Source organism: Flaviflexus salsibiostraticola (genome assembly GCF_003952265.1).
In the GTDB taxonomy this organism is placed as follows: Bacteria; Actinomycetota; Actinomycetes; order Actinomycetales; family Actinomycetaceae; genus Flaviflexus; species Flaviflexus salsibiostraticola.
The window spans coordinates 2,180,617-2,201,078 of sequence record NZ_CP034438.1 but is presented as its reverse complement, the minus strand read 5'-3'; the positions used below and the strand labels follow the sequence as shown (position 1 = coordinate 2,201,078).

General features: G+C 67.1%; 20 protein-coding genes and 1 riboswitch. Of the genes, 6 read left to right on the top strand and 14 right to left on the bottom strand.

The window, feature by feature from the left end; all coding sequences use genetic code 11:
• Positions 1-63: 63 nt before the first annotated feature.
• The 8 genes from EJO69_RS10220 to EJO69_RS10185 form a co-directional block, all read right to left on the bottom strand.
• Positions 64-1,215 carry a hydroxymethylglutaryl-CoA synthase gene (locus EJO69_RS10220; protein ID WP_126041552.1) on the bottom strand — a complete coding sequence of 384 codons (1,152 nt, stop codon included), beginning with the start codon at positions 1,213-1,215 and terminating at the stop codon, positions 64-66.
• On the bottom strand, positions 1,212-2,297 hold the full coding sequence (locus EJO69_RS10215) for a hydroxymethylglutaryl-CoA reductase (RefSeq protein WP_126041550.1): 1,086 nt from the start codon (positions 2,295-2,297) through the stop codon (positions 1,212-1,214). The genes EJO69_RS10220 and EJO69_RS10215 overlap by 4 nt, the downstream gene beginning before the upstream one ends.
• Entirely contained in the window at positions 2,294-3,388 is a 1,095-nt protein-coding gene (gene fni / locus EJO69_RS10210; protein WP_126041548.1) for a type 2 isopentenyl-diphosphate Delta-isomerase, read from the bottom strand. Before fni ends, EJO69_RS10215 begins: the two co-directional genes overlap by 4 nt.
• Complete coding sequence (locus tag EJO69_RS10205; protein ID WP_126041545.1) at positions 3,385-4,413, bottom strand: phosphomevalonate kinase; 1,029 nt, start codon at positions 4,411-4,413, stop codon at positions 3,385-3,387. Before EJO69_RS10205 ends, fni begins: the two co-directional genes overlap by 4 nt.
• Entirely contained in the window at positions 4,410-5,384 is a 975-nt protein-coding gene (gene mvaD, locus EJO69_RS10200) for a diphosphomevalonate decarboxylase (RefSeq protein WP_170163117.1), read from the bottom strand. Before mvaD ends, EJO69_RS10205 begins: the two co-directional genes overlap by 4 nt.
• On the bottom strand, positions 5,381-6,421 hold the full coding sequence (mvk, locus tag EJO69_RS10195; RefSeq protein WP_126041541.1) for a mevalonate kinase: 1,041 nt from the start codon (positions 6,419-6,421) through the stop codon (positions 5,381-5,383). The genes mvaD and mvk overlap by 4 nt, the downstream gene beginning before the upstream one ends.
• 199 nt (positions 6,422-6,620) lie before the next feature.
• On the bottom strand, positions 6,621-6,911 hold the full coding sequence (locus tag EJO69_RS10190; RefSeq protein ID WP_211331428.1) for a sulfurtransferase TusA family protein: 291 nt from the start codon (positions 6,909-6,911) through the stop codon (positions 6,621-6,623).
• 65 nt (positions 6,912-6,976) lie between these two features.
• On the bottom strand, positions 6,977-8,035 hold the full coding sequence (locus EJO69_RS10185; RefSeq protein ID WP_126041539.1) for a YeeE/YedE family protein: 1,059 nt from the start codon (positions 8,033-8,035) through the stop codon (positions 6,977-6,979).
• Between the two features lie 568 nt (positions 8,036-8,603).
• Between EJO69_RS10185 and EJO69_RS10180 the strand changes: the two genes are divergently transcribed.
• Positions 8,604-9,392 carry a trimeric intracellular cation channel family protein gene (locus EJO69_RS10180; protein WP_126041537.1) on the top strand — a complete coding sequence of 263 codons (789 nt, stop codon included), beginning with the start codon at positions 8,604-8,606 and terminating at the stop codon, positions 9,390-9,392.
• Positions 9,393-9,453: 61 nt separating this feature from the next.
• On the top strand, positions 9,454-10,665 hold the full coding sequence (locus tag EJO69_RS10175) for a winged helix-turn-helix domain-containing protein (protein WP_126041535.1): 1,212 nt from the start codon (positions 9,454-9,456) through the stop codon (positions 10,663-10,665).
• A gap of 37 nt (positions 10,666-10,702) precedes the next feature.
• Here EJO69_RS10175 and EJO69_RS10170 read toward each other — a convergent pair whose 3' ends face one another.
• A complete protein-coding gene (locus tag EJO69_RS10170) occupies positions 10,703-11,749 on the bottom strand; it encodes an aldo/keto reductase (protein ID WP_126041533.1) in 1,047 nt (348 codons plus the stop codon).
• 146 nt (positions 11,750-11,895) lie between these two features.
• On the opposite strand from EJO69_RS10170, the gene EJO69_RS10165 reads away from it, so the two are divergent.
• Positions 11,896-12,252, top strand: coding sequence for a hypothetical protein (locus tag EJO69_RS10165; RefSeq protein WP_126041531.1), 357 nt, complete (start codon positions 11,896-11,898; stop codon positions 12,250-12,252).
• A 26-nt stretch (positions 12,253-12,278) separates the two neighbouring features.
• Here the strand turns inward: EJO69_RS10165 and EJO69_RS10160 are convergent, their stop codons facing one another.
• Positions 12,279-12,950, bottom strand: coding sequence for a response regulator (locus EJO69_RS10160; RefSeq protein ID WP_126041529.1), 672 nt, complete (start codon positions 12,948-12,950; stop codon positions 12,279-12,281).
• A gap of 12 nt (positions 12,951-12,962) precedes the next feature.
• Positions 12,963-14,201 (bottom strand): sensor histidine kinase, encoded by a 1,239-nt coding sequence (locus tag EJO69_RS10155; protein WP_164519944.1) that lies wholly within the window; start codon positions 14,199-14,201, stop codon positions 12,963-12,965.
• Between the two features lie 139 nt (positions 14,202-14,340).
• On the opposite strand from EJO69_RS10155, the gene EJO69_RS10150 reads away from it, so the two are divergent.
• Positions 14,341-14,997 carry a DUF4352 domain-containing protein gene (locus tag EJO69_RS10150; RefSeq protein ID WP_126041525.1) on the top strand — a complete coding sequence of 219 codons (657 nt, stop codon included), beginning with the start codon at positions 14,341-14,343 and terminating at the stop codon, positions 14,995-14,997.
• 147 nt (positions 14,998-15,144) lie between these two features.
• Here the strand turns inward: EJO69_RS10150 and EJO69_RS10145 are convergent, their stop codons facing one another.
• Complete coding sequence (locus tag EJO69_RS10145; RefSeq protein ID WP_211331427.1) at positions 15,145-15,978, bottom strand: Cof-type HAD-IIB family hydrolase; 834 nt, start codon at positions 15,976-15,978, stop codon at positions 15,145-15,147.
• 366 nt (positions 15,979-16,344) lie between these two features.
• On the opposite strand from EJO69_RS10145, the gene EJO69_RS10140 reads away from it, so the two are divergent.
• Both EJO69_RS10140 and EJO69_RS12470 read left to right on the top strand, forming a co-directional pair.
• Positions 16,345-17,523: a zinc-dependent alcohol dehydrogenase gene (locus EJO69_RS10140; RefSeq protein WP_126041523.1), complete on the top strand. Its 1,179-nt coding sequence runs from the start codon at positions 16,345-16,347 to the stop codon at positions 17,521-17,523.
• Positions 17,520-19,079 carry an FAD-dependent oxidoreductase gene (locus EJO69_RS12470; protein WP_211331426.1) on the top strand — a complete coding sequence of 520 codons (1,560 nt, stop codon included), beginning with the start codon at positions 17,520-17,522 and terminating at the stop codon, positions 19,077-19,079. The genes EJO69_RS10140 and EJO69_RS12470 overlap by 4 nt, the downstream gene beginning before the upstream one ends.
• Positions 19,080-19,159: 80 nt before the next feature.
• On the opposite strand, the gene EJO69_RS10130 is transcribed toward EJO69_RS12470, so the two are convergent.
• Both EJO69_RS10130 and EJO69_RS10125 read right to left on the bottom strand, forming a co-directional pair.
• Positions 19,160-19,600, bottom strand: coding sequence for a DUF421 domain-containing protein (locus EJO69_RS10130; RefSeq protein WP_126041521.1), 441 nt, complete (start codon positions 19,598-19,600; stop codon positions 19,160-19,162).
• A 257-nt stretch (positions 19,601-19,857) separates the two neighbouring features.
• Positions 19,858-20,145: a hypothetical protein gene (locus EJO69_RS10125; protein ID WP_126041519.1), complete on the bottom strand. Its 288-nt coding sequence runs from the start codon at positions 20,143-20,145 to the stop codon at positions 19,858-19,860.
• 116 nt (positions 20,146-20,261) lie between these two features.
• Positions 20,262-20,377, bottom strand: a riboswitch (SAM riboswitch).
• Between the last annotated feature and the right edge of the window lie 85 nt (positions 20,378-20,462).

The following is a 20,462-nucleotide window of genomic DNA, read 5'->3' as shown; positions in this document are numbered from 1 at the left end:
GGCTGCCCTGCGGGGACAGCTGAGCCCCGGCCGTGGGGCCGGGGCTCAGGGAGGTTCAGCAGATCAGCCGCGGGCCTCGTACTGGCGGACACGGTCGACGATGCCGGTGAACCGGAACGGCGCCTTCGTGACGACGGGCGTCTCGACGTTGTCGGACTCGCCGATGTAGCCGGCGTGCAGCTCCCGGTACTGCTCGAAGGTGAGCGGGACGCGGCGGTCGAGGGACGCGGCCACGTTCTCGGGGTGGATGTGGTCGGAGTAGCCGTCCTGGACCACGGCGGTGAAGAACTCCGCGACAGATCCGGACCCGTAGGAGAAGAGTCCGAGGCGCTTGCCGGCGAGGTCGCCCTCCGCGTGCAGCTGGGCTGCGAGACCGAAGTAGAGGGAGGCCGTGTAGGAGTTGCCGATGCGGCGGTTGTAGGCCATCGAGTCCTCGATGAGGTCATCTCCCAGCGCGACGCCCGTGTGCTCGGCGAGCCGGGCATGGGCCTTCCTCGCCATCTTCGTGAACGGCTGGTGGTGCATGAAGCGGTCGATGTCGGTGACGGCGAGGCCGCGCTGGGCGGCGAGATCGTCCCACGCCCCGACGTTCGCATCCATGTACGCGTCGAGGGACAGCTTCCCCTCGACGAAAGGGGTCGAGGAGTCGTTGGGGCGCCAGAAGTCATTGACATCGGACGTGTAGACGCCCGAGCCGGGCTCGATGACGACGAGGTTCGGGTTGGCCGTGATGAGCATCGCGACCGCGCCCGCGCCCTGCGTGGGCTCACCTCCGGAGTCGACCGCGTAGCGGGCAACATCGGAGGCGATGACGAGGACCTGGTCCTCGGGGTAGCGGGCCACCTGGTTGACGGCGGCCTGGAGGGCGGCCGTGCCCGAGTAGCAGGCCTGCTTGAACTCGACGGTGCGGACGGTGTTCGGCAATCCGAGCAGTCCGTGGACGAAGACGCCCGCGGCCTTCGACTGGTCGATGCCGGTCTCGGTCGCAAAAAGGACCGAGCGGATCTTCGACGGGTCGTTGCGGCTCAGCACGCGCGAGGCGGCCTCCGCCGCCATCGTCACGATGTCCTCGTCGGGGGCGGGCACGGAAAACTCGTCCTGGCCGAGCCCCTTCTCGTACTTGGCGGGGTCGACGCCGAGCGCGCGGGCCATCTCGTCCAGGTCGAGGACGTAGTGGGCTGTCGCGACATCGAGGTCGTGGATGCCGATGCTCATGACGGATCTCCTTCCATCGAGCTCCGTGCGGAGCTGTGGTCCGCGCCCCGTTCAAGGGACACGTGGGCGGCCATGAGCTCGCCCGGGTTGGTCTGTGCTGCCAGCAGGGACAGTTCGCCGCAGAGGACGGTGCCGGCGATGAGGGCGGCGAGGCGCCTGCTGTTCTCGCCCGGCTCGCGCTCCTCGCGCAGGCCGAGCCTCTCCATCGCCTCATTGACGTGGGCGAGGTGCTTGCCGTTGCCGACCGTGCCGACGATGAGGTGCGGGAGTGAACATCCGAAGTAGAGCCCCTCGGGGCGGTTCTCGGCGTAGGTGAAGCCCTGGGAGCCCTCGACGATGTTCGCCGCATCCTGACCCGTCGCCAGGTAGAACGCGAGGAGCATGTTTGCGAAGTGCGCGTTCGCGGAGCGCAGCGCGCCCGCGATGGTCGAGCCGACATAGTTCTTGCGGACGACGAGCTCGGTCACCCGCTCCGCGGACGTCTTGAGGGTCGCGGCGACGATGTCGTGGGGGATGAGGATGTCGGCCTGGACGCTGCGGCCGCGGCCGAGCACCCCGTTGACGGCGGTCGCCTTCTTGTCCGAGCAGAAGTTACCCGAGATCGAGCCGTAGCCGAGCCCGAGGCCCCACGAGATGATCTCGGTCATGAGAGCATCCGAGGCGGCCGTCGCCATGTTGTGGCCGGACGCGTCCCCGGTCGTGTAGGCGAAACGGATGAAGAGCAGGCTTCCGACGATCTCGGGGTGGATCTCAACGAGCTTCGCGAAGCGCGAGCCGCGGGCGACGACCTCCTGGAGATCATCGAAGCGGCTCTGGATGACGAGGGAGGCCCGGTGGGCGTCGGCGGCGCTCGCCGCCGTGAAGAGGACCGAGCGCGTCATCCAATCCCCCACGACGGTGGCGACGATGCCGTCCTCGACCTGGCGGGATACCTTGGCACCGCGGCCCACCGACGGCCACAGCGGGGTCTCGTAGGTGGCGAGGGGGACGTCGAACTCCCCGTTGACCGCCCCGGAGAACCGGATGGGCCCAACCCAGCGGGTCGGGATCGCCGTGACTGTCGTCTCCGAATAGGTGCTCATCTCGCCTCCCGGCTTCGCACGGCGAGCGTGGCCGGATCGAGGCCGCGCAGCCGCGCGAACTCCCCGGACTCGCCACGGATCAATAGATCGGTGTGTTCCAGTGCGCCGGGGGTCTGCGCCCCCAGCATCGCCATCATCTCCCCGAGCCTGGCCTGCCAGGTCTCGAGGGCGGTGACCATCCCATCCGGGCCCTCGTCGAGGGCGACTTTGAGGAAGGTGCCGGCGACGCCGACGGCCCGCGCACCGAGCGCAAGGGCCTTGACGACGTCGAAGGGGTGGCGCACACCCCCGGAGGCGAGGACGGTGAAATCAGGGGCCGAGTCAGGGCCGACGAAGTCCTCCGTCCGCGCATCGAGCAGGCACTGGACCGCCGAGCTGCCGTACCCGTTGAGGTAGGAGTAGTCGTCATGACCGCCGCCGCGACGATCGTTCTCGATCTTCGCGAAGTCGGTTCCGCCCGAGCCCGCGACATCGGCGATCCGCACGCCCGCGTCCCTCAGCCGGCCGAGGGTCGCGGCCGAGAGGCCGAAGCCGACCTCTTTGACGATGACGGGCACGTCGAGGCCGGCGACGATGTCCTCGATCAGCCCGAGCCACGAGGAGAACTCGCGAGAGCCCTCGGGCATGACCGTCTCCTGGACCGAGTTGAGGTGGAGCTGGAGGCCGTCAGCGCTGAGCAGGTCGACCGCCCGCTTCGCGTCATCGACACTCCTGCCCGCACCGATGTTGGCGAAGACAAGGCCGGTCGGATTCTCGTCGCGGATGACGGTGAAGCTGCTCGCCGCCTCGGGGTGGTCGAGGGCGATGCCGACCGAGCCGGAGGCCATGGGGATACCCGTGCGGGCCGCGGCCGCGGCGAGAGCGCGGTTGATCGCGAGCGCCGTGTCCGTCCCGCCCGTCATCCCGTTGATGTAGAACGGTGCCGGGAAGGTCCACGGGCCCACGGCCACGCTGAGGTCGACGCGATCGCGGTCGATCCCGGCCAGGGCATGGTGGATGATCTCGACGTCGTCATAGCCGCGGCGGCGCACAGGATCATCCTGCTGCCCCGCGGCGAGGCGGATGTGGTCGTCCTTGCGGTCCGCGCTCATGCGGCTCCCTCCTGTACATGCAGATCCAGCGGCACGATGCCCGCGGACTCCCACTCCGACAGCAGACCCCGATCGAAGGTGCCGAGGGCGATGCCGCAGTCACCGCCACCCGCGCCGGACGGCTTCGCGGCGGCGCCGTGGGCCACCGCGATGTCGCACAGCGCTGCGAGGCGATCGGTCTCGATGGCAATGCCGGTTGACTCCTGGAGCCGAGCCAGGTTCTGACGAGCCTCACGCACGGCGCTCTGCACGCCGGCGTGATCCCCAGACTCGAGTGCGCCGGCGAGCGAGTGGACGATTCGGTCAGAGTCGGCGAGGAACGCGTCGAAGTCGGCAGGTCCCGCCTGCTCGACCGCGTCGACGAGGGACTGTGTCGAGGCCGGGGTGCCGGTCCAGCCGACCATGAGGTCAAGGGTCGGCGCCGGAAGGGCGCGCACGTCGAATCCCTGCCAGCCGGCGGACTCCATCGCCGCCGTCACCGTCCGCTCACGTGCGAGCACGGCGCGGTCGGGCGAGCGGTAGAGGATCCAGCCGCCGAGGGTCGAGGCGGCGATGTCGCCGCCAGAGGCACGCGGTGACCGCGCGACGGTCGCGAGGATCGCGAGCTTGATGCGGTCGATCGGGGACAGCCCGAGACCATACAGCTCGGTCACCGCCTCGATGACGGCGACGACGACAGCGGCGGAGGAGCCGAGGCCGAGCTTCCGCCCGCCCTCCTCGAGCTCCGAGTCGATCGTGAGATCGAAGGTGAGCGGTGGGATCCCGCGCTCGGCACGCAGCCGGTCGACAACCTCGATGGCGCGGGTGACGTAGCTGTGGCGCTTCATCACCATGGTGCCGTCCGCCTCGCGGTGCCACGTGACCGTGCGCCTGCCGGAGGAGGCGATGCACCCCACGCCGTCGGACTCTGTGAGGGTGACCGTGATGTGGCGGTCGACGGCGACGAGGATGGCGGGATGCCCGGGCTCGACCACGGCGTACTCGCCGGCGATGTAGAGCTTGCCCGGGGCGCGGGTTGTGATCACTCGCCGTCCCCGATCAGGCGGGCACCGGGGCCGGGCCCGAGGATCTTGGCCTCACCGGTCGCGAGCGGCGCGAGCCTGGCCGAGACGGTCTCTGCGAGCTCGGGGCGCGTGATCGCGAAGACGTTCGGCCCCGCATCCGCCGTCGCATAGGCTTCGATGCCCTCGGCCCGAAGGGCGGCGATCTCATCGAAGACCGCGATTGACGCGGGGGTGAGGTAGCGGATCGAGGGCTGGGAGGCGGCGATGACCGCGTGCATCCGAATCGCGTGGTTCTCAGACAGCTCGCCGATCCTCGTGACGTCGCCCGCCGCGCAGGCGGCGATCATCTCGCGCAGCGTGACCTCCGTCGAGGACACCCACGCGTCATAGAACGGGGACGTCTCCTGGGTGGCGACCATGCCGTTCCTTGAGGAGACGGCCTTCTTACCGGTCGAGACCGGCACGGAGATCATCGCCATGTCCGGAGCATCGATCTGCTCGGCGAAGGAATCCTCATCGTCCCCGGCGTGCCACACGGCGAAGCGGTCGATGAGGGAACGGCTGGCGGAACCCGATCCGCGACGGGCGAGCCGGCTGAGCTCCTTCGTGTCGAGGTCGAGCCCGTAGGCGGCGCTGGCGGCGACCGCGAGCGCGGCGAAGCCGGAGGCGGAGGAGGCCATGCCGGCCGCCGTCGGGCCCTCATTGACGGAGACGACGCGGGCCGAGTAGTGGGCCGTGTCGAGGCCCGCGACGCGGGCGTGGCCGCGGACGAGCTCGAGGAAGGCGGTCACGCGGTCGGCCGACCGGCCGAGCTGCTCCTCGCCGTTGAGCCGGAATTCGTCCTCCCCGTCGTCGAGGGTGACCGTCGTCGTCGTCGGATAATCGTCAAGTGTCATCGACAGCGACCCGGCAGCGGGCAGGATGAGGGTCTCGTCGGCCTTGCCCCAGTACTTGACGAGGGCAATGTTCGGGTAGGCACGAGCAGTGGTCACGCAGTCTCCTTCTGTCCGCCCGGAAGGGTCGTCCTCAGTGTCTGGGCGGCGCCGGCCGCCATCATCGCGTCGCTGACGGCATCGGCTTGATCCGGATCGACGAGCGCGAGCACGCATCCCCCCAGCCCCGAGCCGGTCAGCTTCGCGCCGTAGGCGCCGCCGTCCGCGGCGGCGGCCACGAGGGCATCGAGCGCGGGGGCGGAGACGCCGAGTCGGGCGAGGTGCTCGTGGCCGGAGAGCATGGTTGCACCGAGTGCATTGGCATCTCCCGCACCGAGTGCGGCGATGGCGGACTCGGCAAGGCCGGCGAGGGACTCGATGATCCCCTCGACGAGGGCGGGCCGGGTCTTCCTGAGCATCCGCACACCGCCGACGGCGGCCGAGGTGGAGCCGGAGGTGCCGGAGTCGGCGATGACGAAGGCCATGGGTGCACCCACCCGCACCGGGGTGGGGATGCCCGCCTGGAAGCGGAGCGGCGAGAGCGAGCGGACGGCATGAGCATCGAGGCCCGAGGACGTGCCGTGGGCGACATGCTCGGCAACCTGGACGAGCTCGAAGGTCTCCTCGGGGGAAAGTGCTACACCGGCGGCATTGCTCACGGCCCGCACCATGGCGGCGGCCACGGCAGCGGAGGAGCCGAGCCCGCGCTCGAGCGGGATGGTCGAGGAGATGACGATCTCGAAGCTGTCGAAGCTGAGGCCGACGCGGTCGACCGTGGCGCGGAGGGCGGTGATGACGGGCTGGAGTCTCGCGGGCGCGCCCTCGAGGGGGCCCGTGTAGAGATCGGAGCTGATCGACCCGTGGTCCGCCTCGCGGACGCTCGCCGTCGTCTGGAGGTCGACGAGCGGGAGGGCGATGGCGGGGGCCCCGTAGACGACCGAATGCTCGCCCATGAGGATGGCCTTGCCGTGGGCGCTGCCGAGCCCGCCATGCGCGGGCGAACGGAGAAGGTGGCGAAGGGACGGCTCGCCGCCGAGGGCAGATTCTGCCGCCGGCGCGATCTCGACGTTGACGTCGTTCGAATCAGGTAGGTGCATGCTCACTTCACGCAACCCGACTGGCCTGGACCCGCCGGCTCGCTCTGCTCGATGTGTAATCACTCAAAGTTACACAAAAGACCCTAGCCCGACTACGGGCTTCGCTCTCAGCTGGGTAACCCACCCCACATGTGATGTTGAGCGGCGGCAGGAGGCAGGGGCGGGCGGCCATTCGGCCGCCCGCCCCTGCCTCGATACGCTACGCCTTCTTGACCGTGATGGTCCAGGAGGCCTCGTCGAGCTGGCGGAAGTCGGTCACCTCGTGCCCGTTATCGGCCGCCCACGCGGGGATGGAGTCGGTCGCCTGGGTGCAGTCGAAGTCGATCTGCAGCTCGTCGCCGCTCTTGAGGGGTGTGATGGCCCTCTTCGCCTCGACGAGGGGGAAGGGGCACACCTGGCCGAGCGTGTCGAGGAGGTACTTCACCCCCGGCCCTGTCTCGATCGGGGCGGGCGCGGGCGGAATCGGCTTCGGCAGTTTGAGGAATCCCATGGTCTGTCTCTCTTTCAGCGTGCTGCTGGGTTGGTGTGGGTGCGTTCTGATGTGGAGGGATGGGGTCAGACGGTGGCGGAGGAGATGGCGACCGCCTCTGCTCCGGGGCGGCGGTGAGTGCTGATGAACAGCTTCACTCCGGCACCGACCCCGAGGAAGGTGAAGAGGAGCGCGATCCAGCCCTGCCAGGAGAAGAGCGCGGTCTGGACGAGCGAGTTGCCGATCGTGCAGCCGCCGGCGAGGGAGGCGCCGACCCCCATGAGGATGCCACCGTAGGTGGCGCGCACCGTCGTCCGCGCGTCCGGCGCACGGAGCCTGAACTCCCCTGAGGCCTTCGCGGCGATGTAGGAGCCGGGGATGAGGCCGAGGACGAAGAGGACGCCCCAGTCGATGAGTGCCCCGTCGCCTGTCATGAGGAACTGGACGATGTTCGCCGACGGGGTGGTGATGCCGAGGCCGGCGTTCCGGCCCGTCGCCTGCGACAGCGGGTAGGCGAGCGCGGCGAAGAGTCCGAGGAGAACCGCCGTGAAGTTCGGTGTCCACTTCTTCTCGAAGAGGACGTGCGCGAGTCCGGTCCTCGTCGGCGGCAGTGTCGCGAGCGGGGTCCTGGCGCGGCGTGCCTGGTTGATGAGGAGGTAGCCGACGAGGGCGACAAAGCCAAGGACGAGGACCCAGACCGAGACGCCGAGCGTCCCATGGATCGTCGTCGCATCCTGCGTCTCATTGCGCTGGCTCGCCGTGAAATCGGCGCCGAAGCCGTACTTCATGACCGCGGCCGTGAAGGCGTAGAAGCCGAGCGCGATCCACGAGCCGATGAGGCCCTCGCCGGAGCGGTAGTACGTGCCCGTCGCGCATCCGCCCGCGAGGACGATGCCGAGGCCGAACAGGAACGAGCCGCCGACGACGGCCGCGAGCGCAAGGGTGGGGATGCCGGGGCTGATGAGACCGCCCGCGATCATCGCGTTGACGAGGACGGCCTGGATGGCGATCGCAACGAGGAAGGCTGTGAGCCAGCGGGTCGATCCGCTGATCCACACATCACGGAAGGCGCCGGTCACGCAGAAGCGTCCGCGTTGGAAGATGAATCCGAGGATAAGGCCGAGGATGAGGCCGGAGATGAGCATAGTTCTCTCTTCTTTGGGTGTTTTTGGGTAGGGCGAGGCCATGGATGAGCCGTCGTTGAGCCCTCAGAGGGCAGAGAGAAGCGCCGTCACGGCAGGCGTCACGCGGGCACAGGTCGGCCCCAGCGTGAACAGCTGGGCCGAAGATCCGGCGCTCTCAGGAGCGCGGTCGAGCTGTCAGATCATTCGGCAGCAGATCGAACAACACATACACGCGGCCTGCTCAGCGGCAGCAGCGGCGTGGATGCGGAGGAATGACACCATAGTTTGTCCTCGAGTTCGATTGATCGCAGATGAGCGATGCTGTGAAGGTATCAACATCCACCCGCACGAGCAAGCAATCTCACTGTCCGACATGTCGGACTTGAACTATGTCGCTCTCCCACTGCCAGGGCGTATGCGGACAGGGCAAGGCAGGGCACGAAGGATACGAGCCGCCGGAACGCCGCAGGTCGGCGGCCCCCGGCAGCGCCGTCAGCGTGCTCCGCATCTCTGGAAGCGCGCCCCTGCGCTCCATACACTGGATAGGGCCGCCCATCGACGGTCCTCTCCTTTCATCTTCAGGGATCGCATGCTGCTCACTGTCCTCTTCATCATTGGAATCACCGCCGAGGCGATGACCGGCGCCCTCGCGGCGGGCCGACAGAAGATGGACATGTTCGGCGTCACGATGGTCGCCTGCGTGACGGCGCTCGGCGGCGGCTCGGTGCGCGACATGCTGCTCGGGCATTACCCCCTCGTGTGGGTCGAGAACCCGCACTATCTCGTCATCGTCACGGTCGCGGCGATCATCACCGTCCTCACCTCGCCCCTCATGAAGTACTTCCGAGTCCTCTTCCTCGTCCTCGACTCGGTGGGCCTGGCCGTCTTCACGGTGTTCGGCATCCGCATTGCGCTCGAGATGGGATACGGCTTCGTCGTCGCACTCGTCGCCGGCCTCATCACCGGCGTCATGGGCGGCATCCTCCGCGACCTCCTCTGCAACCGGATCCCGCTCGTCTTCCACAAGGAGCTGTACGCCTCCGTCGTCCCGCTCGGCGTCATCGTCTACCTCGGCTTCAAGGAACTCGGCATCTCCGAGGACATCACCGTCATCACGACCCTTCTCACCGTCTTCTTCGTCCGCATCCTCGCCATCTACTTCAAGTGGAGCCTGCCCGTCTTCGACTACCAGGAGAACCAGCCGCCGCGCCTCGAGCGGAACAAGATCTGGCACTTCCCGAGGACGTCGACACGTCGCAGCTACGGCCTGTCCAACCCGTTCGCGAAGCGCCGCAGGGCCAAGAAGGCCGCGCGCGGCGACGCTCCTGCCGCGGAATCGGCCGACAGCCCGCTCTCGGCGGAGTCGCCGAAGGACTGACGCGTCAACGGCGCACAGACAGGCCGCACCCGCTAGCGTGGACTCCGGAGGAAAGGGATCCATGCGCCGACTCAGCCAGACACAGGCCCGCAATCTTGCCGTGCGCGCTCAGCGCCTCGACCGCCAGACCCCGGCGGTCACCCGCGCCGACATCGCCGCCATGGTGCGGAAGATGGGGGTGCTGCAGATCGACACGGTCAACGTCCTCGTCCGTGCCCACTATCTCCCCCTCTATTCACGGCACGGACCCTACGAGACGAGCCTCCTCGACGAGGCCGGCTCGAAGCCTCCCCGCCTCGTCTTCGAGCAGTGGGGCCATGAGGCCTGCTTCGTTCCGCCCGGCACCCACCGGCTGCTTGCCGGCTTCCGGCGGCGCTGGTCGGGCGATGGCATCGAGGATCATCCCGGCGCCGACCGGCTCGCGCAGCGGATCACCGCCCACCTGAGGACGAGGACCGCGACCGCCCAGCAGGTCGGCGCCTGGCTCGCGACGCAGGACCTCACCCCCGAGGAGGCGGACCTCGTCGGCCTCGCCACCGGGTTCGACTGGTCGCGGAGCGCCGTCAAGGTCATGCTCGAGAACCTCTTCGATCACGACATCCTCGCAAGCGCTGGCCGAACCCACCACTTCCACCGGATCTACGGCGCCCGCGAGCGGATGCTTCCGGCGAGCGCGGCGGGCGAACCGCCGGATCGGGAGACTGCGATCCGCGAGCTCACCGAGATCTCCCTGACGAAGGTCGGGATCGGCACTCCTGCGGGAATCGCCGACTTCTTTCGCCTGCCGATCGGGAAGGTGCGTCCCGTCCTGGCCGACCTGGTCGCCGAGGGACGGGCAGTCCCGGTCGAGGTGGAGGGGATGAAGGACGCGGTCATGGATGCGGGGGCGAGGATCCCCCGTGCGGTGCACGGCACGACCCTCCTCTCGCCCTTCGACCCCCTCATCTTCGAGCGCAGGCGCGCCCACGCACTCTTCGACCTCGACTACCGGATCGGGATCTACACGCCCGCCCCGAAGCGGACCCGCGGCTACTACTCGCTGCCGCTCCTCCACAACGGGACGATCCCCGCGCGAGTGGACCTATCACTCGATCGGAAGGGCTCGAGACTCCTCGTGCAGGGAGCCTGGTATGAGCCGAACGGCAAGGGTCTTGAAACGGACCGGGCGCTGGCGGGCGAGATTCAGCGGCTCGCGGGCTGGCTCGGCGCCACCACTATCGAGGCCACGGACGGGCCGGGGGACGCGATGGCGGGACTGAGGGCGCTCATGTAGGAGGGGTTGGCCGGAACCGCCGGCCAACCCCGATTCTCTAACGCGACGCGGTGGCGCCCCACCACTGGTTGATGCCGGACTCGACGGCATGCTCGTCAATGGCGGCGAGCTCCTCATCCGTGAAGTCGAGGTTCTCAACGGCCTTGACGGAGTCCTCGAGCTGGCCGACCGAGGAGGCGCCGATGAGGGCGGTCGTCAGCGACGCCCTCCCCTGGTCCCGGAGGACCCAGGCGATCGCCATCTGAGCCAGGGTCTGCCCGCGACCATCGGCGATGTCGGTGAGGGCGCGGACATGGCCGAGGACCTCGTCGGTGAAGAACTTCCTGCTGACCTTGCCGGACGCGAGCCGTGAATCCTCGGGGACACCATCGAGGTATTTCTCGGTGAGCAGGCCCTGGGCGAGCGCCGAGAACCCGATGACTCCCATCCCCTCATCCGCCGCCGCCTCGAGGAGGGACGGACTGCCCTCTTCGATCCACCGGTTGAGCATCGAATAGGAGGGCTGGTGAATGACGAGCGGGGTGCCGAGATCGCGCATGATCGCGGCGGCCTCCTTCGTCGCCTCGGCCGAGTAGGAGGAGATGCCGGCGTAGAGCGCCCTGCCAGACGTCACGGCGTGGTGGAGCGCCAGCATCGACTCCTCGACCGGCGTATCCGGGTCGGGCCGGTGGTGGTAGAAGATATCGACGTGGTCGGTGCCGAGCCGCTTGAGGGACTCATCGAGGGACGTGAGGAGGTACTTGCGGGAGCCGCCGAAGCCGTGCGGCCCCTCCCACATGTTCCAGCCGGCCTTCGTCGAGAGGATGAGCTCGTGCCGGAACGGCAGGAGGTCCTTCTGGAGGATCCGGCCGAAGTTCTCCTCGGCACTGCCCGCGGGCGGGCCGTAGTTGTTGGCGAGATCGAAGTGGAATACGCCCAGATCGAAGGCGCGGCGGACGATATCGCGCTGAGTCTGGAACGGGCGATCATCGCCGAAGTTGTGCCAGAGGCCGAGGGCGATGGCGGGCAGCTGCAGGCCCGATTCCCCGCAGGGCCGGAACGGGATCTCGTTGTAGCGGTCAGGTGACGGTGAGAACGGAATCATGCCCTCATGTTCGCACATGGTTTCAGGCGTCGCTGGAACACCGCGAGGTTCGTCATGACTGCGCCCTCATGCCGTGCAAGCGGCCATTCCCCGCCATTTTCTGCCAGGCGCCGCCACTAGGATGGAGGGACCATTTCAGGAGGTCAATGGACACGTTTCTTGGTTTCGATGGTGAGTTCCTCGCTTTTCCGAGGGCCATAGAAAAATATTGGCTGCGATTCCCGGACCTGTGGCGAGAGGCAGATGAGCGGGGGATGGAGTTCTCTCTCATCCACACCACCGAGTCGTCCTCGGCATTCGTCTTCAGCCACGACGAGGAGGCCTGGGTCTACACGATCTACGGCAGCGAGGACGGCGCCTGGGTCGAGAAAGTCTCGGGCAGGTATGTAGGTGCCTACAGCGATACGGGATGGCTGCTCGCCCAGATCACGCGCTGGCACCTCGAGCGCAGGATCGAGGAGAGCAGGCGCGACCGGCACAGATCGACGGACGACACCGAATAGCGAGAGGACCGCGAGCGCCTCGCCCGTCAGGCGAGCCGCGCGAGGGTGAAGGTGACGGCGACGAGCACGCGGTTGTCGACCCCGAACTTCTGCTGAATGCCGGATAGGTGCGTCTTGACCGTCGATTCGGACAGGAAAAGACGCTCGCCGATTTCCCGGTTGCCGAGACCCTCGGCAACGAGGCCAGCCACATCCTGCTCACGCTCGGTCAGCTGGGCGCACAACTGGCGAGCCTCGCGAACGGCAGAGTTGGCGGAGGCCCGCCCGAGGCTGATCAGCATCTGTTTGGCAATCCGCGGCGAGAGCGCACCGTTGCCACGGAAGACGTCCTCGATGGCGGCGGCCAGGCGCTGGGGGTCCTCCGACTTGAGGAGGAAGCCGCTCGCCCCGGCGGCGCCGGCACGCAGTGACTGATCGTCGTGATCGAGTGCGGTGATGACAATGACCTCGGGCGGGTCCGACATCTGCATGATCCGCCTCGTCGCCTCGATGCCATCGAGCTTCGGCATGTCGATGTCCATGAGGACGACGTCGGGTCGATCCCGCTTGACGGCGTCGATGGCCTCAAGACCATTGGCGGCTGTGCCGCTGACGATGATTCGACCCTTGCCGCCGCCTTCGATGACCTGAGTCAGTCCGTTGATGACGATGGGGTGATCATCGACCACGAGGACCCTGATCGGCGGCTCTTCCATCATGGAAGGATGCTATCAGCGGGCGGTGTCCGACCCCCATGGCATCCAGGCCCGGACCCTGAATTCGCCCGCGTCGCGGGCGACCTCCGTCCAGCCGCCCAGCGCCTCGGCGCGCTCCTGGACGCCGACGAGCCCGCCCGCCCGTGCGCTCGCCCCAGCATCATGTTCGATGCCGTTGACAACGGTGATCGACAGCCCCTCCCCTGGGCCGCCGACGACCCTGACCCTGACCGGGGAGTTCGGGGCGTGCTTGATGGAGTTCGTCAGCAGCTCTTGGACGATGCGGAAGGCGGCGCTGGTCAGCAGCTCCGGCGCGGAGGCCGGATCGTCGATCATGACCGTCGAGCTCACCTGGTGTCCTGCGCCGAGCACGCTCTCGATGACCTCCGCGAGGTCGGCAAGGGAATGCGACTCGGGGACGAACTCGCCGCTGGTCGGGTCCCGCATGATCCGGATGAGGTCCTGGAGGTCGTCGATCGCCTCCTGCGCGGAGCGGCGGACCTGGCGCAGGCGGCCGTTGACCTCCGCATCCTCCCCCGTCATCTCCAGCCCACCCGCATAGAGCGCGACAAGTGAGAGCCGATGTCCGATCCTGTCGTGGATTTCGCGGGCGATCATCTCCCGCTCCTCCTTGCGGCTGAGCCGGGTCGACATGTCGGCGGCCGTCTGCCCGGTTGCCGCCAGCTCCTCCTCGGCGCCCGCGAGACGCTCCTTCGAGCGTTGGTAGAGGCCGATGCCGATGGGGATGAGGAGGGTGAGGAGGTAGATCGTGATGAGGCTGAGCGGCCCGACGGTCACAGCCTGGTCGGACTCCCCGCCCGCGAAGGTCCGCACCATCGAGGTGCCCGTCGTCTGCCCGAGCATGTCCCGCCACAGGACGAGGATGAGGCTGGCTCCGTAGAGGGCTGAGGCAGTGGCGGCCTCCCTCTCCGGCTGGGTCCGGATGAAGCGGGGCAGCGCGAATCCCATGACCGGGCCGACCGGTAGGGCAGTCTGCAGCACCCCGAGCAGGAGGGTGGATCGACGGATGTCGCGGTCACGGGTGTGGATGAGGCGGACGCACCAGACGCCGGCGGCGAGGGAGAGGAGCCCATACCCATAGATGAGGCCCTCCGCCCACCCGGGCACGTCGGCTTCGGTCATGGCCCCGAGCGCTGTTCCTACGCTGAGGAGGACGACGAAGGCGGCGCTCACAGTGATCGCCCACTGCCGAAGAGCCGAGCGGCTGCGGCTCGTCCACGTTCCTCTATCCATAAGGGAATGATAGGTCGGCCCGCTCCGGACCATGATCATCCGATCGGTTGGCAGAGACTGACCGATCGGCCGATCCGCATCCCGGCAGCCCCCTCCTAGCCTGAAGAGCAGAAAGCCAGCCGAACAACTAGGAGACACCATGGCAAGCGCACCCACCGTCGAGAAGCAGAAGAGCTGGTTCGCCCGGCACAAGATCCTCACCGCACTTCTCGTCCTCGTCGTCATCGGATTCCTCGCCACCGCCTTCGGCGGCGGAGACGACTCCGCGGCCGAGACCAGGACAACGGCACCGGCTGTTGATGCTGGCGCGGATGATGGGGCGGCAGAGGCAGAGAACGCCGTCGAGGAGGAGCCGGCGGAAGACGAGGCCGCCGAGGAGCCCGCCGACGAGTCGGCACCCTCCGCGGGCATTGGATCAACAGTCAATACCGGCAACTTCGACGTGACAGTCCACGGAGTCGAGGCATCAGTGGCCGCTGTCGGCAGCGAGTACCTCAATGCCGAGCCGTCGGGGCAGTTCGTCCTCGTTCGCGTCACGGTCCTCAACACCTCGAATGAGGCGGAGTACTTCTTCGACAGCGACCAGGTGCTCGTCGACGAGCAGGGCCGCAAGCATTCAACCTCGAGCGACTCGATCTACCTCGACGACAACACGTTCAGCTTCGAGAAGATCAACCCCGGCGTCTCCATGGACGGCGTGCTCCTGTTCGACATCCCGGCCGATGCGAGCCCGGTGGCCCTCGAGCTCGACTCGGACGAGTTCTTCGGGGACCCGATCGTCGTCTCCCTCAACTAGGTGGCCGCGGCGCGATCAGTAGAGCCTCTCTTCGCGCCGCAGTCATCCCCCAGCCCCGCTCGCCGCATTCTTGAGCGGGGGCAGCGCCCGACCGATGGTCGGGCGCTGCTTCGTTCTTGGTTCGCCTTCTTTACTGCCGGCTGTTCCTCAGAGGTTGAGCATGTGCTTGAGCACGGTGACGACACCGTGCTCACTGTTGCTCGGCGCAATGTAGCGGGCGGCGTCGAGGATGCCCTGGTGGGCATTCTCCATGGCGAAGGACAGCTCGGCCTGCTGGATCATCTCGAGATCGTTGAGGAAGTCGCCGAAGACGACCGTCTGGGCGGGGGTGACGTCGAGATGCTTCTGCAGATCGACGACAGCGGTACCCTTGTTGGCGCGGTTCGACATGACATCGATCCAGTGGGTCGCGGAGACGACGACCTGGGCACCGTCCCAATCACCCGGGAACACGTCATCGACGATGCCCTCGACGCCGTCGAAGTCGAACGTCGCCATCTTGAGGAAATGATCGTCGACGTCCTTGAGGTCATCGACGATCTCGAGGTCGATGTTGTAGCGGGCCGCCTCGTTGACGAAGCGATCGTCCTTCCGCTCGACGTAGGCTCGCTCGGCACCGCCGACGACGAGGCCGAGATCCCGGTGGGTCGCCCGGCGCACATCGTCGATGACGCGCACGGCGGTGTCCCGCTCGATCGGCGTGAGGGAGACAGCCTCTCCATCCTGGATGACCTTCGTGCCGTTGTCGGCGATGAAGGTGCGGACCGAATCGTGGGCCTCGAACATCCGCGCGAGCGTCGCGTACTGCCGGCCACTGGCTGGCGCGAAGACGATGCCGCGCCTGTCCATCTCATCGACGAGGGACCAGAACGTTTCCGGTACGGCCCCCTTGTCGTCCAGCAGCGTTCCATCCATGTCGCACACGACCAGCCTGACATCGTGGCTACCCGATTCGATCGTCGACCACAGCTCTGCCTTCACGTCTTCTTCACTCCTGTTAAGTTGCACGGCCTCCCCCAGTATCCCCGACCGACCCGAATCAGGACCTTCGTCTCGGGGCGGAGCCTCCATCGGACCTGGAGCAAGCCTGGACGTGCTCGCAGTCGTGAGAATCGACGAATCCGTGCTGCTCGAGTCTCCGGGCCAGCCCTGGAGCGTTGACCTGGCGCGGCTTTCAGGGGAACGACTAGAGGGCCGCGCCTGGGGGCGTGTCCGGAGAATGGTGCGCGCAACCCTCCCCTACCAGCTCTCATGAGTTGTGCGCCACATGGGTCGGCGTGAAGATGAGGGCCAGTCCAATTCGGAGCTCCAGGACCAGTCCTTGGAGCTTCGGGAAGAGGAGATGCAGTGAAAGCTCTTACCTGGCAGGGAAAAAGACAGGTCAGCGTCGAGGACGTCCCGGATCCTATTCTCGAGGAGCCGACCGACGCGATCGTCGAGGTGACATCAACAGCGATCTGCGGATCCGACCTCCATCTCTACGAGGTTCTCGGACCGTTCATGGACAAGGGCGACATCATCGGTCACGAACCCATGGGCCGCGTCGTTGAGGCGGGGCCGGACTCGGGTCTGTCCGTCGGCCAGCGCATCGTCGTTCCCTTCCCCATCGCCTGCGGGGCGTGCTGGATGTGCGAGAGAGGCCTCGTCACCCAGTGCGAGACGACGCAGGTCCGCAAGTACGGCTCGGGCGCAGCACTGTTCGGCTACTCGCGGCTCTACGGCTCGGTCCCCGGAGCTCAGGCCGAGTACCTCCGCGTCCCGCATGCGGACTTCGGCGCGATCACGGTCGGCGATGATCTCGACGACCACCGCTATCTCTTCCTCAGCGACGTCATCCCCACCGCCTGGCAGGGAGTGGTCTATGCCGATGTCAAGGAGGGCGACACTCTCGCGGTCTACGGTCTCGGCCCGATCGGCCAAATGGCGGCGAGGATCGGAGCCCACCGCGGCGCCAATGTCTTCGCGATCGACCCCGTGCCCGAGCGCAGGGCCATGGCCGAGCGCCACGGCATCGCAACCTTCGACTACTCGAAGGAGATCAACGATGAGATCCGCGACCTGACGGAGGGTCGCGGGCCGGATGCAGTCGTCGACGCCGTCGGCATGGAGTCGCACGGCTCCCCCGTCGGGTGGGCGGCGCACCAGGCAGTCGGGGCCCTTCCCGATGTCGTGGGGCGGAAGATGATGGAGAAGGCAGGCGTCGATCGCCTCGCCGCGCTCTACGGTGCCATCGACCTCGTCCGCCGCGGCGGGACCATCTCCCTCAGCGGCGTCTACGGGGGTGAGATGGACCCGATGCCGATGCTCACGATGTTCGACAAGCAGATTCAGCTCCGCATGGGCCAGGCCAACGTCCACTCGTGGATCGATGAGCTCCTCCCGCTCGTCGAGGACCCCGACGACCCGCTCGGCACCGAGGATCTCGTCACCCACCGCGTCCCGCTCGTGGAGGCTCCCGCCATGTATGAAAAGTTCCAGAAGAAGGAGGACGGCTGCATCAAAGTCGTCCTGGATCCGCGATCATGAGCACCTCACTGTGGCGAGCGCAGGAGCGCAGCTACCCGACCGAGCGGCTCACGCCCGCCGCGCACTACGACACGGTCGTCGTCGGAGCCGGTTTCACCGGCCTCATGACAGCCCTGCTCCTCGCCCGCGAGGGCCAGAGCACCCTCGTCATCGAGTCCCGAACCGTGGGGGCGGGCGCCAGTGGCGCGACGACCGCGAAGGCGACCCTCCTCCAGGGCAACCGGCTCTCACAGATCTCGACGATCGCCGACAAGACACTGGCGGGCGACTACCTTGCCGGTAACCGAAAGGGCCTCAACTGGCTCATCGAGTTCTGCGATCAGCAGGGCATCGACGTCCAGCGCCCGAGCGCGTGGACCTTCGCGCGCAGTGAGAAGGGCGTCAAGGATGTCGTCAAGGAACACGAGATCGCCCGGGAGCTCGGCCTGTCGACGGTCCTCCACGACACGATCATCGCCCCGTTCAGCGTCTACAGCGCCGTCGAGCTGCAGGACCAGCTCCAGCTCAACCCGGTTGATCTTCTCGAGGGTCTCGCGGGGGCGCTCGACGCTGCGGGCGGCACGATCGTCGACAGGTGCCGGGTCGTCAGCCTCGACTACGACTCCACCGATCGCCGCATCGAGGTCGAGACGCCGGACGGCATCGTCACCGGCGATCACGTCGTCCTGGCCACGGCGACGCCGATCCTCGACAAGGGCAAGACAACGGTCGAGCTTTCACCGCAGCGCTCCTACCTGTGCTCGTTCGAGTACGACGGACCGGCACCGGATGGGATGCTCATCTCCGTCGAATCGCCGACCCGCTCCCTGCGCACAGCGCAGGTCGAGGGCACCCGCTACCTTCTTGTCGGCGGGAACGGGCACCGCACCGGCATGCCCGACAGCACCCAGGCGCAGCTCGATGAGATCGCGGAGTGGACCGAGAAGCACTTCCCCGGCGCGACACTCACGCACTCATGGTCCGCGCAGGACTACCACCCGGCCACGATGGTTCCCATGGCAAAGACCATGCCGTGGGGCGAGGGACGCGTCCACTTCGCGGGCGGCTACAGCAAGTGGGGGCTGACAAGTGCTCCCGCGGCCGCACAGCAGGTCGTCGACATCGTCCTCGGCAGGCCCGACCCGCACATCTTCGGCACGCCCGGCACACTCGGAACCGTCAAGGGAGCTGTCAAGACACTCTCTGACATGCCGAAGACGCAGGCGAAGGCCGCGCTCAAGGCGGTGAAGTCAGATTTGAGCGAAGAGCCAGCAGGGTCCGCCGCCCACCCCTCCACACCTGGAGTGGCGGCGGATGGCAGCGCGTCAGTCGATTCGACGAGGGTCGAGGCCGAGGCTGGCGCGCCGCGGACCGGCCACGTTGGCAGAACGCCCGTCGGCGAATCGATCGTCGACGGAGTGCCCTGCCGCGTCAGCCTCGTGTGCCCGCACATGAAGGGGATCCTCGCGTGGAACGATGCGGAGAAGTCGTGGGACTGCCCGCTGCACGGCTCGCGCTTCGAAGCCGATGGCACGCTCATCGAGGGCCCAGCAACGACGGACCTCGAGAGGCTCTGAGCACGTAGTTGCGGCCCGGCCCGGTGACGGGCCGGGCCGCCTTTGTGCTGTCTGGCTTTTCCCGGTCAGGAGCCCTTCGATTACTCACGGGCGAAGAACGAGATCTTGCCGTCCTGTTCGAGCACGGCGAGGCGGATGTCCTCGAGCCTCTCGAAGCCCGACTGACGGGCGGCACTGAGGATCTCGGTGACGGAGACGCGTTGGTGCCGCATGGCATTGGTGCGGGCCTTGCCGTCGGCGACAAGGATGATCGGTGGCCCTTCGATGGCGCGGCTGGCCTTCGGCCACCTTGTGACGACGAAGTTGAACAGGACCGCGAGGATCGCGAAGGTCGCCACGGCCATGAGACCACCCGTGAGGGTGCGGTCCTCGCCCGTGATTCCCTGCTGGATGAGATCCCCCATCGTGATGAAGATGAGGAGGTCGAAGGAGCTCAGCTCGCCGAGCGTGGCCCGACCCGTTGCCTTCGTCAGCAACCAGAGAAGAATGAACGCGATTCCCGCGCGCAGGACGATATCCATCAGGCCAGCCTCCGTGTCTCAAAGGTCCGTCTCTTTGCCGCCGGCGAGGACGAGTACGCCGATCTTCGCCCACCGCCGCCACGACCTGTCGTGAGCCGCTAAGAGAGATTCGGGCGGCGCCAGGACGTGACGTACAGCATAGCCCTGCCGTGACTGGCCTTCGCGTTGAGAGCCGAGGAGCAGCAGGACGTCGCACACAGCCATCGCAACTGTGCCCTGCCTATTGAGCTGCAGCAGGCAGAGCACAGCCACTTCAGTCAGATGAAATGGCAGGGCGTCACGTCGCCCTCGTCCAGTCCAATGAGATCGCGGAACCGAGGGTGTTCGATCGTGAGCATCCGGTACTTCGGCGACCACAGCACAGGCAGCTCCGGATCGATTAGAGCGAAATCGGTCTTCTTCTGGAGTTCAAACGGGCTGTGGTTCCACCTGCGGAAGGTCCCTGCATCGGTCGCGAACTCAATGTAGTGACCATCGACTTTGAGAATACGTGCCGGTACCCGGTCGCCGCCCTCCCGGCAGAGCCGTGCCCGAATGAAGTGCATGGTGTGGCCCCACGAATGATCAATGCACCGCTGTTCCGGTGATGTCATGTTCTCGGGATGGGGCTGAATGGGGTCCCCAGTGTGGGGGCTGAACTCCGTCATGGACATGTCCTTATATCGCTTGCTTCCACCCGAGCGATCGCTCGGGGGCCGATCTTCCCTCAGTGGCACCGTGTGCGATACGCGGTTGCCAGTCGACGAGCTGAGAGGCTTGACGTCGAACTTCTTGATCGTGCCTCCCACAGTAGAGATCACCTCGGACAAAAATCTGCGATCGGGATCGCTGCCCACCTCATCGCCGTTCCCGACGCCCTGAC